Annotated in this window: 15 protein-coding genes, 2 tRNA genes and 1 pseudogene; 11 read left to right on the top strand and 7 right to left on the bottom strand. The window is 40.9% G+C overall.

Annotation, left to right across the window (positions count from 1 at the left end; all coding sequences use genetic code 11):
* Positions 1-214: 214 nt before the first annotated feature.
* From AAC147_RS14040 to cmoB, 3 genes are all read left to right on the top strand, one after another.
* Positions 215-613 (top strand): MAPEG family protein, encoded by a 399-nt coding sequence (locus tag AAC147_RS14040; RefSeq protein WP_047682181.1) that lies wholly within the window; start codon positions 215-217, stop codon positions 611-613.
* Between the two features lie 150 nt (positions 614-763).
* A complete protein-coding gene (gene cmoA, locus AAC147_RS14045; RefSeq protein WP_047682183.1) occupies positions 764-1519 on the top strand; it encodes a carboxy-S-adenosyl-L-methionine synthase CmoA in 756 nt (251 codons plus the stop codon).
* Positions 1519-2490: a tRNA 5-methoxyuridine(34)/uridine 5-oxyacetic acid(34) synthase CmoB gene (gene cmoB, locus AAC147_RS14050; RefSeq protein ID WP_047682185.1), complete on the top strand. Its 972-nt coding sequence runs from the start codon at positions 1519-1521 to the stop codon at positions 2488-2490. Before cmoA ends, cmoB begins: the two co-directional genes overlap by 1 nt.
* A 130-nt stretch (positions 2491-2620) precedes the next feature.
* Here the strand turns inward: cmoB and cutC are convergent, their stop codons facing one another.
* A complete protein-coding gene (gene cutC / locus AAC147_RS14055) occupies positions 2621-3367 on the bottom strand; it encodes a copper homeostasis protein CutC (protein ID WP_047682187.1) in 747 nt (248 codons plus the stop codon).
* A 484-nt stretch (positions 3368-3851) separates the two neighbouring features.
* On the opposite strand from cutC, the gene argS reads away from it, so the two are divergent.
* The gene (gene argS / locus AAC147_RS14060) at positions 3852-5582 is read left to right on the top strand and encodes an arginine--tRNA ligase (protein ID WP_047682189.1); all 1731 of its coding nucleotides are present in this window, start codon (positions 3852-3854) and stop codon (positions 5580-5582) included.
* Positions 5583-5645: 63 nt separating this feature from the next.
* Here argS and murJ read toward each other — a convergent pair whose 3' ends face one another.
* Positions 5646-7184, bottom strand: coding sequence for a murein biosynthesis integral membrane protein MurJ (gene murJ / locus AAC147_RS14065; protein ID WP_047682261.1), 1539 nt, complete (start codon positions 7182-7184; stop codon positions 5646-5648).
* Positions 7185-7404: 220 nt separating this feature from the next.
* Positions 7405-7986 carry a ribosomal protein S5-alanine N-acetyltransferase gene (gene rimJ / locus AAC147_RS14070; RefSeq protein ID WP_047682191.1) on the bottom strand — a complete coding sequence of 194 codons (582 nt, stop codon included), beginning with the start codon at positions 7984-7986 and terminating at the stop codon, positions 7405-7407.
* A gap of 176 nt (positions 7987-8162) precedes the next feature.
* On the opposite strand from rimJ, the gene mdtH reads away from it, so the two are divergent.
* Together mdtH and AAC147_RS14080 are read left to right on the top strand one after the other, a co-directional pair.
* Entirely contained in the window at positions 8163-9368 is a 1206-nt protein-coding gene (gene mdtH / locus AAC147_RS14075) for a multidrug efflux MFS transporter MdtH (RefSeq protein ID WP_047682193.1), read from the top strand.
* Between the two features lie 50 nt (positions 9369-9418).
* A complete protein-coding gene (locus tag AAC147_RS14080) occupies positions 9419-9982 on the top strand; it encodes a lipoprotein (RefSeq protein ID WP_047682195.1) in 564 nt (187 codons plus the stop codon).
* Positions 9983-10094: 112 nt separating this feature from the next.
* Here AAC147_RS14080 and AAC147_RS14085 read toward each other — a convergent pair whose 3' ends face one another.
* From AAC147_RS14085 to AAC147_RS14095, 3 genes and pseudogenes are all read right to left on the bottom strand, one after another.
* On the bottom strand, positions 10095-10637 hold the full coding sequence (locus AAC147_RS14085; RefSeq protein ID WP_047682197.1) for a TorD/DmsD family molecular chaperone: 543 nt from the start codon (positions 10635-10637) through the stop codon (positions 10095-10097).
* 96 nt (positions 10638-10733) lie between these two features.
* The gene (gene ghrA, locus AAC147_RS14090) at positions 10734-11675 is read right to left on the bottom strand and encodes a glyoxylate/hydroxypyruvate reductase GhrA (RefSeq protein WP_047682199.1); all 942 of its coding nucleotides are present in this window, start codon (positions 11673-11675) and stop codon (positions 10734-10736) included.
* A gap of 492 nt (positions 11676-12167) precedes the next feature.
* A pseudogene (locus tag AAC147_RS14095) lies at positions 12168-12569 on the bottom strand (lysozyme); the annotation flags it as partial.
* Between the two features lie 376 nt (positions 12570-12945).
* Here AAC147_RS14095 and AAC147_RS14100 point away from each other — a divergent pair.
* The 5 genes from AAC147_RS14100 to AAC147_RS14120 all read left to right on the top strand — a co-directional run bounded on the left by AAC147_RS14100 (position 12946) and on the right by AAC147_RS14120 (position 15711).
* Positions 12946-13365: a fascin domain-containing protein gene (locus AAC147_RS14100; RefSeq protein ID WP_047682203.1), complete on the top strand. Its 420-nt coding sequence runs from the start codon at positions 12946-12948 to the stop codon at positions 13363-13365.
* Positions 13366-13405: 40 nt separating this feature from the next.
* Positions 13406-13753: a hypothetical protein gene (locus AAC147_RS14105; RefSeq protein WP_047682205.1), complete on the top strand. Its 348-nt coding sequence runs from the start codon at positions 13406-13408 to the stop codon at positions 13751-13753.
* Between the two features lie 362 nt (positions 13754-14115).
* A tRNA-Ser gene (locus AAC147_RS14110) sits at positions 14116-14205 on the top strand.
* A gap of 22 nt (positions 14206-14227) precedes the next feature.
* Positions 14228-14317, top strand: a tRNA-Ser gene (locus AAC147_RS14115).
* A 236-nt stretch (positions 14318-14553) separates the two neighbouring features.
* Entirely contained in the window at positions 14554-15711 is a 1158-nt protein-coding gene (locus AAC147_RS14120) for an iron-containing alcohol dehydrogenase (RefSeq protein WP_047682207.1), read from the top strand.
* A gap of 204 nt (positions 15712-15915) precedes the next feature.
* On the opposite strand, the gene AAC147_RS14125 is transcribed toward AAC147_RS14120, so the two are convergent.
* Positions 15916-16041: a hypothetical protein gene (locus AAC147_RS14125; RefSeq protein ID WP_255347673.1), complete on the bottom strand. Its 126-nt coding sequence runs from the start codon at positions 16039-16041 to the stop codon at positions 15916-15918.
* Positions 16042-16073: the final 32 nt, after the last annotated feature.

Here is a 16073-nt window from a genome sequence, read left to right on the forward strand (position 1 = left end):
GCATTGTTCTTTTAGGAAGAATTGTCAAAAAAGAGGTCATTATACTGGAAATTCCAGCCAGAGATAAGGCTATAACACGGTTCCTGCCAGGACAATTTTTTCTATCGGATAAATCAGATAGGATTTATCATTAAGTATTATGATTTATAGCGACAGTTTTACTTTTGAGGTTTATCATCAGTTAGCCGTTTTTGGTTAGGCAATGGAGTTATAAATGGTTAGCTCACTTTATATCGTATTGGGCGCATTACTGGTAATTAAACTGTCTTTTGATGTGATTAAGTTAAGAACACAGTATCGAGTTACATACGGTGATGGTGGTTTTTACGAATTACAGACAGCCATTCGCATTCATGGTAATGCTGTTGAATATATCCCTATTTCTCTACTCTTATTATTGATAATGGAGATGAATGGCGCAGCAGTATGGATGCTGCATATCTGTGGCATATTGTTACTTGCAGGCAGGTTATTACACTACTATGGCTTGCACCATCGTGAGTTCCGCTGGCGGCGAATGGGCATGGGGGCAACATTTATGTCAATGATAATAATGATTGTGGCTAATATATACTATTTGCCTTGGGAACAGATATTTTCTCCTTATTCGTAACCTATATTTAACTGACAAAGAAGCCAATTATTGATTCGAATTGGCATCTTTTTGGCTGCTTAAAAGGTTCTGTTGGATTAGATCTTTCTGCCTTTTCTTGCATTCTGTTAGAATAGCTAATTCTTAATTGTTTCCAAAACCAATGTTGTTATGTCAAATCAAGATCCTCACAATCAACGGGACAGCCTGTTATCTACTCCCATCGCTAAATTAGGAGACTGGAGTTTCGACGAACGGGTCGCCGAAGTCTTTCCAGACATGGTGAAACGCTCCATTCCTGGTTATTCAAATATCATTTCTATGATTGGTATGCTGGCAAGCCGCTTTGTGACTCCGGGCAGCCAGATCTACGATCTCGGTTGTTCTCTCGGTGCAGCAACCTTATCCATTCGCCGCAATATCAATGCTGATGGCTGCCGCATTATCGCTATTGATAATTCACCCGCCATGATCGAACGTTGTCGCCGTCATATTGACGCTTTCAAAGCAAAAACTCCCGTTGAAGTGATCGAGCAGGATATTCTTGATACCGACATTCAAAACGCTTCAATGGTGGTATTAAATTTCACATTACAGTTCCTTCATCCAGAGGATCGCCAGAAAATATTAAATAAAATCTATGCCGGGCTGAAACCCGGTGGTGTTTTGGTACTGTCTGAAAAATTCAACTTTGAAGATCAAAACATTGGTGAATTATTATTCAATATGCACCACGACTTCAAACGAGCCAATGGTTATAGCGAGCTAGAAATCAGTCAAAAACGTAGTATGTTGGAAAATGTCATGCGGACAGATTCTATTGAAATCCACAAAATTCGCCTGAAAAAATCTGGTTTTCAGCATACAGAAGTGTGGTTTCAGTGTTTCAATTTCGGCTCACTATTAGCTATAAAAGGAGCTGAATAATGATCGATTTCGGTAACTTTTATCAGCTAATTGCTAAAAACCATCTGAGCCATTGGCTAAATTATCTGCCCGCCCAGTTAAGTGACTGGCAGAAGACATCATTGCATGGTCAGTTTGGTTCGTGGATAAAAATTCTGGACAATTTGCCTGTTATTAAACCCACTCATGTTGATCTGAAAAATGGGGTTATTGCTATACATGAACCCGATCTATCAGAAGGGGAAAAGACACGTATCCACAATATCCTGAAACTTCTGATGCCATGGCGCAAAGGGCCTTTTTCTTTTTACGGTATTGAAATTAATACCGAATGGCGTTCTGACTGGAAATGGGATCGTGTTCTGCCTCATATTTCTTCTTTAGAAGGCAAAACTGTACTTGATGTCGGTTGTGGTAGCGGTTACCACATGTGGCGCATGGTAGGTGAAGGCGCTGAATTAGCGGTAGGTATCGATCCTACCCAACTTTTCCTTTGCCAATTTGAAGCAGCCAGAAAACTATTGGGCAATGATCAACGAGCGCATCTTCTTCCACTGGGTATTGAGCAGTTACCTGAGCTGAAAGCTTTCGATACCGTATTCTCTATGGGAGTACTTTATCATCGCCGCTCTCCCCTTGATCATTTGTGGCAGCTGAAAAATCAACTGGTTTCTGGTGGTGAACTGGTACTGGAAAGTTTAGTGATCGAAGGTGATGAAAATCACTGCCTCATTCCGGGTGAGCGTTACGCGCAAATGCGAAATGTTTACTTTATTCCTTCAGCTAACATGTTAAAAACCTGGCTGGAAAAATGTGGTTTTGTTGATGTCAGAATTGTTGATCATGCAATTACAACAATCAATGAACAACGCCGGACAGCGTGGATGAAAACAGAATCTTTGGCTGATTTCCTTGATCCATCAGATCAAAATAAAACAATAGAAGGTTATCCAGCGCCACTGCGTGCTGTTCTCATTGCCCGCAAGCCTTAATCCTGCATAACATATTGATGTGTGAATTGCCTATCATGGCAGTTCACACCTTCAATACTCAGATGCGACTAGTCGTTCAGATACTATTAATTGTTTAGATACTACTTTAGTAAAACCAATCATAGCTAGACTAGCGATCAATCAAACTCATCACACCCTTCATGGATTCCACTAATTCAGGATCGACACTGTAATGAGAATATTCCCCCATTTCACTATTTTCGGAGCTCATACTCACCCCCGCCTTACGGTAATTCATCTTAGAAGATACAATTTTGCCTGCTGAGCTATGAACCTCCGTCACCCCAATTTCTAAAAACTTACTGATATTACTGGCCCGGACACCCGCTCCTGGCATAATGCTTGGCCCACGGCTCGATTGCGACAACTCTTTTAATAAATGTAAACCCAGTTCAGCACTATTTTGCTGGCCAGATGTCAAGATACGCTTTACTCCAAGATCGGTAAGTTTTTCCAATGCGTTGAGAGGGTCACAACACATATCAAAAGCACGGTGAAAAGTGACAGCCATATTCCCTGCCAATGCCATGAGTTGCCTCATACGCAACATATCAACCTTTCCTTCTTCGTCCAAGACACCGAAGGAAACACCAGGAAATCCCATATCACGAACAAGGGAAACATCATTTTTCATGGCCTCAAAATCAAGTTTATCGTAACAGAAATCTCCACCTCTGGGCCGGACAATTGGATGAACAGGAATAGATAAACATTGTAACGACTGTTGTAATGCACCTGCGCTGGGTGTTAAGCCACCTTCTAACGGGCCTGCACTCAGTTCAATTCGATCAGCCCCTGCTTCTTGTGCAATCAGAGCACAACTTATGCTATAACAGCAAATTTCTAGCTTTAACATTAAAAGCCCCTTGAATATCAATCTGCCCACACGTCATAAATAGATCCGAAATATTTCATTACTGAACTTATTAACTATGACAACTATATTTTTAAAATGGCATGTCAGAAATCACAAGATCAGAGTTTTTTACTGAAAAAACACAATAAAAAGTCACTTTTGCCAAGCACTCCGCATTTCTGTCAATACTTCTTGATAGAAAGCAAATAATACTTGATCGAGATTACATTCTCATTTAAGAACAGTTCCATTTTAAATTATTTATCTTGGTAAAGGCCTACAACACATTCACCTCAACTACCTCGACGAAGAATCCACCGAAAGAGAGCTGAAAAACAAAAAGTAACCCTGCCAACACAGGCTGGCAGTAGCATGCAGGGTGTTGAATATGGTATAAACCCCGTTATTTTCTCATAACCCACACGCTTGAAAATGCTGCATTATAGAAATGTGTGATTTTCAGCGCGTAACTTAAGGTAACACTGTGAATATACAGGCTATTCTTTCAGAAAAAATCAGTAGTGCGCTGATTGCAGCTGGTGCTCCAACCGATAGTGAAGCTCACGTTCGTCAATCTGCAAAGGCACAATTTGGTGACTATCAAGCAAATGGTGTCATGGCGGCAGCTAAAAAAGTAGGTATGCCTCCTCGACAACTGGCAGAAAAAGTCGTCAATTTGCTGGATCTGCAAGGAATTGCCAGCAAAGTCGAAATCGCTGGCCCCGGTTTTATCAACATTTTTCTTGATAAAGAATGGGTTGCCACAAATACAGAAAACGCGCTGAAAGCTGAAAAACTGGGCATTTCTCCTGTAGAGCCACACACTATCGTTATCGATTATTCTGCTCCCAATGTTGCTAAACAGATGCACATTGGTCATATCCGCTCTACTATCATTGGTGATGCTGCCGCACGTACTCTTGAATTCCTCGGCCATAAAGTTATTCGCGCCAACCATCTTGGTGATTGGGGAACCCAATTCGGGATGCTGATTGCTTACCTGGAGAAAGTGCAGAATGAAAATGCCAGCGATATGGCATTGGCTGATCTGGAAGAGTTCTACCGCGCCGCCAAGAAAAACTACGATGAAGATGAAGAATTTGCCGTTCGTGCCCGTAACTATGTAGTGAAACTGCAAGGCGGTGACGAATATTGCCGTAACATGTGGCGTAAGTTGGTTGAGATAACCATGTCACAAAATCAGGCAACCTATAATCGTCTGAATGTCACTCTGACAGAAAAAGATGTTATGGGTGAAAGCCTGTATAACAACATGCTGCCGGGGATCGTTACTGATCTGAAACAACGTGGCATTGCTGTTGAAAGTGATGGCGCGACTGTGGTTTACCTTGATGAATTCAAGAATAAAGAAGGTGAACCAATGGGTGTTATCATCCAGAAGAAAGATGGTGGTTATCTGTATACCACTACAGATATTGCCTGTGCCAAATACCGCCATGAAGTGCTGAATGCGGATCGGGTTCTCTACTATATTGATTCACGTCAACATCAACATCTGATGCAAGCCTGGTCAATTGTACGTAAAGCTGGCTACATCCCTGATTCCATGTCACTGGAACACCATATGTTCGGCATGATGCTAGGTAAAGATGGAAAACCATTCAAAACCCGTGCAGGTGGTACAGTGAAATTGTCTGATTTACTGGATGAAGCCATTGAACGTGCGGATGTGCTTATCCGTGAGAAAAACCCGGATATGCCGGAAGATGAACTGAAAAAAGTCGTCGAAGCAGTAGGCATTGGCGCAGTGAAATACGCCGATCTTTCCAAGAGTCGCACTACAGACTATATATTTGACTGGGATAATATGCTGGCCTTTGATGGCAACACCGCGCCTTATATGCAGTATGCTTATACCCGCGTCTCTTCTATCTTCAAACGCGCTGAAATCGATGAAAATAGCCTGACATTACCAGTCGTTCTGAACGAAGAGCGTGAACAAGTATTAGCTACCCGTCTGTTACAGTTTGAAGAAACTATCACTACTGTGGCTCGTGAAGGGACACCGCATGTAATGTGTGCTTATCTGTATGATCTGGCAGGCTTGTTCTCCGGTTTCTATGAACATTGCCCGATCCTGAATGCTGAAAGTGAAGCATTGCGTCAAAGCCGCCTGAAATTAGCGCTGTTGACAGCGAAGACATTAAAACAAGGTCTTGATACTTTAGGTATCCAGACCGTAGAACGGATGTAATCACACTTTATAAAAACGGGCGTAAAAATCATTTTACGCCCGTTTTTTAGCAATGTCAGATAATCACTGCAATCCTCGATGGGCAAAATCCTTTAACCGGAAGCCCATCAAAGCTAATGTGGCAAAATAACTACCGGCACCAGCAATGACAACGCCCATCAATCGCAGCAGGCGCAATGCCATATTTCCTTGCTCCCAGGCAGGCATAATCCACAACATTGCCAATAATACCCCCACCATTACTCCAATCGCCATTAACAACTTAAACAAAAATACTCCCCATCCTGCTAATGGCTTAAATATTTCACGTTTACGCAATTGCCAGTAGAGCATAGCTGCATTAAAACAAGCTGCTAAACCAATGGAAAGTGCTAACCCTGCATGTTTCAGGGGGCCGATAAAGGCAAGGTTCATGAGCTGAGTCAGAACCAAAGTAGCAATCGCAATCTTGACTGGCGTTTTAATATCCTGACGAGAATAAAAACCAGGGGCCAAAACTTTAACCACAATCAACCCCATTAACCCGAAGCAATAGGCAATCAATGCCCGTTGCGTCATTTCTGCATCAAACGCGGAAAAATTACCATACTGGAAAAGTGAAACGGTCAAAGGTCCTGCCAGAATGCCCAACGCTACCGCGCAAGGGAGTGCTAAGAGAAAACAGAGACGTAATCCCCAGTCCATTAATTTACGATACTCTTCATGGTTTCCACTGGAAAAACTTTTCGCCAGAGAAGGCAGCAAAATCGTTCCCAATGCCACTCCTAATACTCCAGAAGGTAATTCCATTAAACGATCAGCGTAATACATCCATGAAACAGAGCCTGAAACCAGAAACGAGGCAAAAATCGTATTGATGATCAGAGAAATTTGGCTGACTGATACCCCCAGAATAGCAGGCCCCATCTGACGGATAACCCGCCATACGCCACTGTCGCGGAAAGAAACACGCGGCAATACTAACATGCCTATTTTTTTCAGATGAGGAAGTTGGTATGCCAGTTGCAAAATGCCACCAGCAACAACAGCCCATCCCAGAGCCATGACTGGTGGCTCACAATAAGGTGCCACAAACAGTGAAAAGACGATCATGCTGACGTTCAGCAGTGTTGGTGCAAAAGCGGGAACAGAAAAACGATTCCAGGTATTGAGGATTGCCCCTGCCAAAGATGCTAAAGAAATTAAAAAGATATACGGAAATGTGATTCTGAGTAAATCACGAGTCAAAACAAATTTATCGGGTGTATCGGTAAAACCCGGCGCAGTAACATAAATCACCCAGGGTGCTGCGATCATACCAATCACTGTGACAATCGCCAGAATCAACGTCAACATACCTGAAACATAGGCAATAAACGTCCGTGTTGCTTCATCCCCCTGCTGATTTTTGTATTCAGCAAGAATGGGAACAAAAGCCTGTGAAAAAGCGCCTTCAGCAAAAATGCGGCGTAACAGATTAGGCAATTTAAAAGCAACAAAAAAAGCGTCTGTTGCCACTCCTGCGCCAAATATACGAGCAATAATGGCATCACGAATGAAGCCTAGCACGCGTGAAAACATCGTCATTGAACTGACTGCTGCCAGTGATTTTAATAAATTCATGATATTATTTAAAAAGTGTATTTTTATGACATGAGAATGAAAGCGTAAAGTCATTCCACCAGACATGCTCAACATGACAAAACACAGCCATCTGTGACAAAGAATATGATCTGATGAGATAGCACTGATGGGCAAAGTTTAACAGACAACAACTCTGTCTACATTGGCTATCTCTTTTTTATTAATTATTTTTAATCCTGCAAACTCAGCAAATAATCTGTCACCTTTCTCGCCAGTTATCATCAGTTAACGAGGTCAAAACATGATCTTGCCAGGTTCCATCTATCATGAGGTATTTTCTGGCATATCCCTCCCGCTCAAAATTCAATTTTTTGAGCAAATTTCCACTCCTATGATTATGCGGCATATAGTTAGCCATAATTCGGTGCATTTTCTGATGACGCTGCATATAGCGGATAGCAGGTTGCAACGCTTCATACATTAACCCCTGCCCCTGTCGTTTTTCCGCCAAAGAGTAGCCAAGATAACAAGAATGGAATGCACCACGTACAACATTGGTGAAATTTGCCACTCCGATAATCTCGCATTCCTCAGGGTCTAACAGCACAAAATTGAATGTCGTATTTTGCCGTTGCAATTCTGCAACATAACTCAGTCTGTTTGTCCAACCTGAAGGCTGGTAAAAACTGTTATCTCTTGTTGGTTCCCACGGTTTAAGAAAATCTTTATTTTCTGAGTAATATTCAGCCAAACGATAAGCATCACGCTCATATACCAGACGAACAACCATCCTATCTGTAATAAAACGAACTTTAGGCGATGTAGACCGATAACCAAACATGCCTTCTCCTGATATTTATTTTGCAAAAACTCTGAATAATTTATCGCTAATAAAAAATAATATCATTGTCTCACGATAAAAAAATATCATCTATAAACCCGCTACCCTAAAGATAAAATTACGTCCAGAATGATAGAAATTTCATTCTTTATTCCCTCATATTTTAATGGTGCGAAATGTCATCGGTTTCACAAGCCCGTAGTTTAGGAAAATATTTTCTATTATTTGATAATTTACTGGTCGTTTTAGGATTTTTCGTTGTTTTTCCATTAATTTCTATTCGTTTTGTTGAACAATTGGGTTGGGCGGCTGTCATTGTTGGTTTCGCATTGGGGCTTCGCCAACTCATTCAGCAAGGATTAGGGATCTTTGGTGGCGCTATTGCTGATAAGTTTGGTGCCAAGCCGATGATTGTCATCGGTATGTTATTGCGTGCATCAGGTTTTGCCTTGATGGCAATGGCTTCTGAACCGTGGATACTAATACTTTCCTGCGCATTGTCTGCTCTGGGTGGAACCCTGTTCGATCCACCCAGAGCTGCGCTGGTGATAAAACTGACCCGCCCTCATGAGCGTGGGCGCTTCTATTCACTATTGCTGATGCAAGACAGCGCGGGCGCTGTGATTGGTGCACTAATAGGAAGCTGGTTATTACAATACAATTTCAATATCGTGTGCTGGATCGGAGCTGGAATTTTTGTTTTAGCCGCAATAGCTAATGCCTGGTTATTGCCGGCATATCGTATTTCGACAATTCGTTCTCCTATCAAAGAAGGCATGATAAGGGTCATTAAAGATCGACGATTCTTTTATTATGTACTGACCCTAACGGGATACTTTATTTTGTCAGTACAAGTCATGTTGATGTTCCCGATTATTATCCATGAAATTTCTGGTAGCCATACAGCCGTTAAGTGGATGTATGCCATTGAAGCCGCCATTTCCCTGACATTGCTTTACCCTATCGCACGTTGGAGCGAAAAATATTTCCGGCTGGAACAACGCCTGATGATGGGCTTATTTTTGATGAGTTTCTGCATGTTTCCAATCGGTTGGATCGACCAATTACATCTTTTGTTTGCTCTGATTGCCTTGTTTTATTTAGGCACAGTAACCGCAGAGCCTGCCCGTGAAATACTTAGTGCTGGGCTGGCTGATCCCAGAGCACGCGGCAGCTATATGGGGTTCAGCCGCTTAGGACTGGCTCTGGGTGGCATATTCGGTTACACCGGTGGTGGCTGGCTTTATGATACAGGCCATGCTTTGGACATGCCTCAATTACCCTGGATCTTTTTAGGATTGATCGGCTTACTCACCATTTATGCTCTTCATCGCCAATTTAATCAGAAAAAAATTGAGCCCGTCACTATTAACAGACATTAATGAGGTAAGTAATGGTGTAAAATCTGCCCATTGAAAATAAAGGAGACAATATGAAAAAATTTTTATTAGGGGCAGCATTAGTACTGGTTGGTTTACTCAGTGGCTGTGATCAATTCAGGGATATCAGTATCAATGAAGGTCTGCTCAATGATTATCTATTAAAAAAAGTACATTATCAGAAAGAAATCAGTATTCCTGGAATATCAAGCGCCAATATTAGTCTGGGAAATTTAACCAGCCAGATAGGCCGTCAGGATCCGGAAAAAATTGAACTGACCAGTCAGGCAAAAGTTGAAATTGCAACAATATTGGGGTCTATACAAGCTGATATGAAATTAACGCTCAGAGCTAAACCCGTATTTGATGCAGAAAAAGGAGCCATTTTTGTTAAAGGACTAGAAATCGTGGACTATCAGACAACACCTGAAAAAGCAGCAAAACCTATCAAGGCACTGATACCTTCTCTGAATACTTCATTAAGTGAATTTTTTAATACTCATCCGATTTATGTTTTGGATCCAGAAAAAAGTAAGGCTGAAGCTGCTGCGACAAAATTTGCCAAGGGACTGGAAATTAAACCAGGTAAACTGGTTATCAGGCTAACTGATAAATAATTTTAATTGTCGTTGAAATAATAAGGGGTAAATTATTTATTATAATTTACCCCTTATTTTAGCGATAATTGAGTGAATTATCGCCTCAAATGGAATCAACTAAGTGACAACATCACACAGACTCTAATTCTTCACGTAATGCCTGTAATGCCTCACGGCTAATAATAGCCAGAGTTCGATAAAAACCACTGATGGCATGTGCTTCAACTTTTCCAAGAAATTGCCCACACCACGGCAAGAGATATTCATCAAACAATGTTATCTGAGCCTGAACTTCATCTTCTGCTGCCTGATCTTCTAACCATGATGCTGCCAGCAATAAAGAACCAAACTGATCTGCCACAGTATCCGATAATGGCATTCCCCGCGCTATCAGGAATTGACGCACTTCATTTTCTGTTCCGTCAGTATAGTCAGATCGACAAGTAGCCACCTTAGCTGACTTTCCTACAAACAAAGCCTGATAGTCAGACTCTATTACGGACAATTCACAATTTTGTTGTAAACGATCCAACAGCTCATTCTGCTCTAGAGGCCATGCTTGTTTTAACTTTCCTTCAGCAATCATAGTCATCAAAGGTTGTAACAATGGATCCTGTGGTGCTCGATTAAACAGTGTACCCAGTATGCGGCAGATAATAGAAAATTCGTTCATGACTTAATTTAGTCCCAACAACTTAAAATAAAACGACAAATTGAAAAATAATGGGGATATTGTCCCTAATCCTCAACTACGGTGTAAAGCTGCTTATTAATATCCAAGTGACATATCCACAAGGCCAGTTGGTGTTTCTCCTTGTTCTATTCGTTGGATATTTTCACTAATGATATCCATCGCCAGTTCAGGAATGGTCGTTGCGGCAATATGCGGCGTAATATTGATACGAGGATGAGTCCAGAATGGGTGCATATTTGATAAAGGCTCTTCTGCAAACACATCAAGCGTTGCACCTGCGATATATCCTTTATCAATAGCAGTCAGAAGATCTTGCTCAACAAGGTGAGAACCTCTTGCTATATTAATAACATACGCTGCCTTTTTTAACTGACTGAATGACGATAGGTTTAAGATCCCACGGGTTTCAGGTGTATTAGGAAGAAGGTTAATCAACACCTTACAGTCAGAAAGAAATTCGCCTAATTGTTCTTTTCCATAAAAACTTTCAACATTATCAAATTTTTTTGCTGTCTTACTCCAACAACGTACAGTGAAATCAAACTCCATCAACTTCCCGATCACACTACGCCCCAATACTCCTGCACCTAATACCCCAATAACGAAATCTTTCCGATTATGAGGAAGTAGTGGCTGCCAAATGCGTTGCTCCTGATACCGTTTATACTCATCCATTCGGCGAAAATAGTATAAAACTGAACTAATGGCATATTCCTGCATCTGACGACCCATGCCAGTATCTTCGAGACGAATCAATGGAACCTTAGCGGGTAACATGCCGGGGTTGTCTAGCTCTTGCTGGAGAATGGAATCAACACCAGCACCTAGCGCAAATATGCCTTTGAGATTTTTACGATTCGCTAACATTTCATAAGGAGGGTGCCAAACAAGAGCATAATCAGCCGGAGCATGATCTCCACTGACCCAGTTTCTTACTCTGGCATTAGGCAAACGTTTTTCTATTCCTTGGATCCACTCATCGGCATCAAATGAAGGGCTAAAAAAAATGATGTTCATATAATCTCATTCCTTTATTGTTTTTTTTGATAGATTTAACCGATTGCTGAAAAGGTTAAATAAAAAGAAAAAATACCCAAATTTCACGCCAATTTTCCATAATTATTCACTATCACGTTGAATGTCCTGAATTGATATTTTTACTTATTTTCGTGTATTTAAGGTTATTTTTAAATTAACAGAACCCCTGATAAGCCCCAAAACTTAGGGAGCCCAGATAGGAGAACTTCAATTATGGCCTACTTTCAATTATGGTCTACTATAGTATAAAAAAACGAGTATAGAAAAACGCCCACGTGCAGATGGCACTATACTTAAAATGACATATCTTAGCTAATACCGATAGACGGCGATAACACGACGCAAATAAAAATGCCACCCGTCGGGGTGCGTTGGGTACACGGCGGGAACGAAATGGCAGCATGATGTGTTATCGAAGTAGACCAGAGACAATCACCAGGGCACCAAGAGTAAGATATTGGCTATTGAGTTTCATGATAAAAACATCTGGCGTTCAGGTGCCCTGCGATTATTCAACCCCCGCAATACCTTACCCGCGGCTTTATTCCATCACAGAAATTCATCTGCTGCACCTTTGTAGTCACTGGCATTAAGCTTCTTAAGCAAGGTGGAACGAACAAAGTTACCGACGCCACAATTGAACGTGAACGAACACAACGCATCAAACTGATCTTGAGTCAGTGATACCTTAACAGACGATTCAATGGTGATGTCAATAAGTTCGAGGTCATCATGTAAGAATGCTTCGGCCTGTTGTTCGGTTATCTCTTGTCTTGGTTTGACGCCTTTCGTGTGCCCATAACCAATTGTCCACGGAAAGCCGCCTGTTGCCGGGTCAGGGTAGGCTGTTAGTTTCAGACCTTCCCATTGTTGAAATGGGAAATTATGTTACCGGTAATATCAATATGACGTATCAGTCACGTTTTAGAATGAAGCCAGCCACTCAACCAAAACTGAATATTGATACATTAAGCGAAATTAACGTAATTATAGATATTTCCATAGGAATCCCTCATGACATCAAAAATATTTGAAATATAGTTTTCTCATTTAATTACCATTCCTTACTTACTTTATTTCATAAAATAATTATAAATTTAATAATAGTTTAATTTATATATATTTATTGGTGTATGGATTGATGTTTTTTATAATTCACAATAAATTTCATTTAGATATATAATTACCTATAAAATAAAGTTTTTATTAAAATTCAATTATAACAATCATTAATAATGAGGATTAAATCATGTCAGAGCAAATAATTCAAATCGCACTACAAAGTACAACCGGAAAATATTTAAGCAGAATAAGTCGCGGTAATATAAACCCAATAGAAGCGTCAAAAGATGCTATCGATCTCCCTTCAAGATTCACTATCAAGTCATCAGGTTCTAACCAAGTTGTACTTATGGCCGATAATGAAATGTACCTTAGTAGAATGAATCGTGGAGAATTAAACCCCATTGAAGCAGCTAAAAGAAAAATAGATGAACCTTCAATATTTATCGTAGGTTATATCTCTGAAAACAAAATAACGTTGCGGGCTGACAACGGATATTATTTGAGTCGTATTTATCGCGATGGAATTAGTACTATAGAAGCTGCAAAAGAACAGATTGATGATGAATGTTATTTTTGGGTAACAACCATCATGAGTTATCAATAAAAAATCGCTATAGATATAATAGACAAAGGAATTTCAAATTATGAAAAAAGAAATAGCTCCAGATTTCACTGGAGTAACATACAGAGAGGAAATCATAGGCATCCCTCTTCATGTGGTATATTTACCCCATAACACGATTAAATCTTTCTCAGGCATTGTATCGGCACTAGCTGCTGCAAACAGTCTTAATGTATTTTTAGTAAATCAGTTTCCCGCTTGGGTGAAATTAGCCGCCCCATATTCTACAGCACTTATTGCATATCTTGCAGCGGAACTTGCCATAATTATAGCTATGGATGCGCGTAGCAAATGCGGAGTTGATTTATACTCTCCAGTACTTCCTATAGTGAGTGCAGTGCCACTTTGGGGTCCTGTTCCCGCTTGTTGATTAGGAATAACATATTTGGTTTATAATCCACACCATTACAATACAAGGGTGCTAAAATATTCAGCACCTTTACTTAATTAAAACTACCGAATGCTGTTATCGTGGCCCCCAATAGCACTAAAACCCATAATAAATTGATTTATAATATTAAAAAACCGATAACTACAAGATTGCCAGTAACTATAAATGAGTGGGATACGAAAAAGTGTTTACCAGGCAATCAAATTGTTTTTTATTTGTCTAATCAGTCAAAAAGCCTAAAAAAATCGTGACAAGTCTGTTGACGCCTGCACTGCTTTTCCCTATAGTAGCGCCCCGTTGCAGTGACGAACACAGAAAGAATCCCTGTAACAACAAAATATGGTGAGGTGTCCGAGTGGTTGAAGGAGCACGCCTGGAAAGTGTGTATACGTGAAAACGTATCGAGGGTTCGAATCCCTCCCTCACCGCCATATTTTGAAAAATTAAAAACACGGTGAGGTGTCCGAGTGGTTGAAGGAGCACGCCTGGAAAGTGTGTATACGCGAAAGTGTATCGAGGGTTCGAATCCCTCCCTCACCGCCACTTCTTTTAAGAAAGCCTCATTATCCTCACCAAACCAATTTAGCCATTTTCTTTCAAACCAACCTCTTATCGTTGACTGTTCATTGCAATTTCGAGCACTTCTCACGAATAATTTTCTAATAAACAATTTATTAAAAATATGGGTAACCATTCTATTTTTTCACTATCTATTGTCTTCGACATTCGACAAACCTCTTTTATCATTACCTTTATTTCCTAACGTTAAGGAGCTATATATGTCCACTGTCGTGTTACCTCGTATTATGGAAATAGGTGGTGGGACTCTCATCAATCTTCCGAAAATTCTGCAAAGTATCCGCAGTAAAAAACCGCTGATTGTGACAGACAAAATGATGGTTCAGTTAGGTTATCTCGATAAACTGCAATCTATTCTGCAAAAGGCGGGTATTGAAAGTGATGTCTATGCTGACACAATACCTGAACCTACTGCTGCTTCTATTCAGGCCGGGATTGAAAAGGTAAAAAGTGGTTTGTTTGACGCAGTTATTGCACTTGGCGGAGGAAGCCCGATTGACAGTGCAAAGGCCATCGCCGTGATGGGTAAATTTGGCGGAACAATCAACGAATATCGTTCTCCCCGCCAATTCAATGAACAGGGGTTACCTGTGATTGCCATTCCGACAACGGCAGGAACAGGTTCAGAATGTACTCGTTTCACAATTATTACTGATGAAAAAACCGATGAAAAATTGCTTTGCGTAGGTATGGGATTCATGCCTATCGCCGCAATTATCGACTATGAGTTGACTATCAGCGTTCCGGCAAGAACAACAGCAGATACCGGCATTGATGCAATGACTCATGCCATTGAAGCCTATATTAGCCGGAAAGCTAATCCCTATTCAGATAGCCAGGCTATTGCTGCTATGAAACTCATCGGCCCCAACCTGCGCAGAGTATATCATGACGGCAATAATAAAGTTGCCCGTGAAGCAATGATATTGGGTTCAACTCTGGCAGGCATTGCATTTTCTAACTCCTCTGTTGCACTTGTACACGGTATGAGCCGCCCTATCGGAGCTTTCTTCCATGTTCCACATGGTTTATCCAATGCCATGTTACTTCCTGCCGTTACCCGTTTTTCTTTAGACGCAGCCAAAGAGCGTTATGCCGAATGCGCACGCGCACTAACTTTTGCAAAACTAACAGACAATGACGATGTAGCTGGTGAAAAACTTCTGGCAACTTTAGCCGATTTAAATAAAGCGTTTTCTGTGCCAACACCAGAGCAATTTGGTATTAATAAAACACGTTTTTTTGAAGTTGTGGAAATAATGGCAAAACAAGCTGAAGCCTCTGGTTCACCAGGTAATAACCCTCGTATTCCAACCATTGCGGAAATGGTAGCCATTTATAAGCAATTGTGGAATTAATAGCCTGTTTATTGCGGGAAAAATAATACCCTGTTCATCCAGGGTATTACTCAGAACCTGCATCACTTAACCTTCTTGGATTCGCCTAATCCTGCCCTGCGCCAATAACGGCCAAACTTTTTTATATAAGTCAGAAGCACCAAGTGGTGGATAATAACCACGACGTTGTAAAACATCCGGTCTGTTAACCTCCGCCGCGACCACTTAGATCAAAATATCCCTGTTTCCCAATTGTGGAATGAGTTTCTTCACCAGAGTCAGAACTTCTGGTTCACCAAGACACCTGATTTCGATTACAGCCATACTTTCAGGCAGAAAATCTGTTGTCATATCATTTTCGCCCTTCACAAGCCGACTTCATT

Source organism: Xenorhabdus sp. NBAII XenSa04, from assembly GCF_963866145.1.
GTDB classification, from domain to species: domain Bacteria; phylum Pseudomonadota; class Gammaproteobacteria; order Enterobacterales; family Enterobacteriaceae; genus Xenorhabdus; species Xenorhabdus indica.